Consider the following 892-nt stretch of genomic DNA (forward strand, 5'->3'; position numbering starts at 1 on the left):
CCGTGTAGCTGTGGTCGACATTGACCGCGTGCGAGGTGACGGCCGGCTGATTGACATTGTCCGAACCATAGTTGTCGCTGCCGGCAAAAGCGGCACCAGTGGCAACGAGGATGGCGGCGGCGGCAAGAGCGATCCTGTTCATTCTATTTACTCCGGTATTCCTGATTCTGTCCGTCTAGTGGCGTGCCCCTGGGGAGGAAATTTCGCGTCGCTCGGACAACCTCGATCTGGGTTTTTCGTGCGCCGACTTCCAATCACGAAGACGTTCCCTCACGCGCGGCATCGGGACCTCGAACGTCGGCCAAGGGATTGAGCTCACCCTGTTTTATCAGTTTATCTCAGACGCTTACAAGGAGGGTGCCTGACGCATGATGCGGCGGTTCATCGAGCCAGCGCTCGCCATCCGTTCACGATTCGTCAACATAAATTGAACCAGCTGGTTCGATTTACGATCGGCGCTCCGACACCGATGCCGTCGGCCGAAATCCTGCTCATGCATAAAAAACAAGAGCGGCGGGCAAGGCCCACCGCTCTTTGTGGTCGCAGACTTCAGAAATCAACGACCCCAGATGCCCTGACCCGACTGAGCCGGCACGTTGGCATTGGCATCACCCTGCGTCTTTACGGACTTCGGGATCGAGCCGGTGTGCGTGGTGTCGATGTCGGACACGGACTGGTTCGCAACAGGCTGGTTGGCATTGTAAGAGCCGTAGTTGTCGCTGCCGGCAAAAGCGGTGCCCGTGGCAACGAGGATGGCGGCGGCGGTGAGTGCGATCTTGGTCATTTTAGTTACTCCTGAGTTCAATGTTGGGTCGATATCGGCAGTCGCGATTAGCGGCCGAAGAGGTTGCGGTCAGCGCCCTGCGAAGCGGGGGCCTGGACGGTTTGCGTC

General features: G+C 58.5%; 2 protein-coding genes. Both read right to left on the bottom strand.

Annotated elements, in window-relative coordinates; translation table 11 throughout:
* Positions 1-142, bottom strand: a 142-nt coding sequence (locus EN994_RS33350; protein ID WP_127308252.1) for a DUF680 domain-containing protein, incomplete at its 3' end; no start/stop codon positions are given.
* Between the two features lie 414 nt (positions 143-556).
* Positions 557-784 carry a DUF680 domain-containing protein gene (locus EN994_RS33355; protein WP_013532449.1) on the bottom strand — a complete coding sequence of 76 codons (228 nt, stop codon included), beginning with the start codon at positions 782-784 and terminating at the stop codon, positions 557-559.
* Between the last annotated feature and the right edge of the window lie 108 nt (positions 785-892).

The organism is Mesorhizobium sp. M7A.F.Ca.CA.002.09.1.1 (assembly GCF_003998555.1).
GTDB lineage: Bacteria > Pseudomonadota > Alphaproteobacteria > Rhizobiales > Rhizobiaceae > Mesorhizobium > Mesorhizobium ciceri.

What these genes read in the sequence shown, in the direction of transcription:
- EN994_RS33355 (WP_013532449.1), bottom strand. Translation starts at nt 784, where the DNA reads ATGACCAAGATCGCACTCACCGCCGCCGCCATCCTCGTTGCCACGGGC.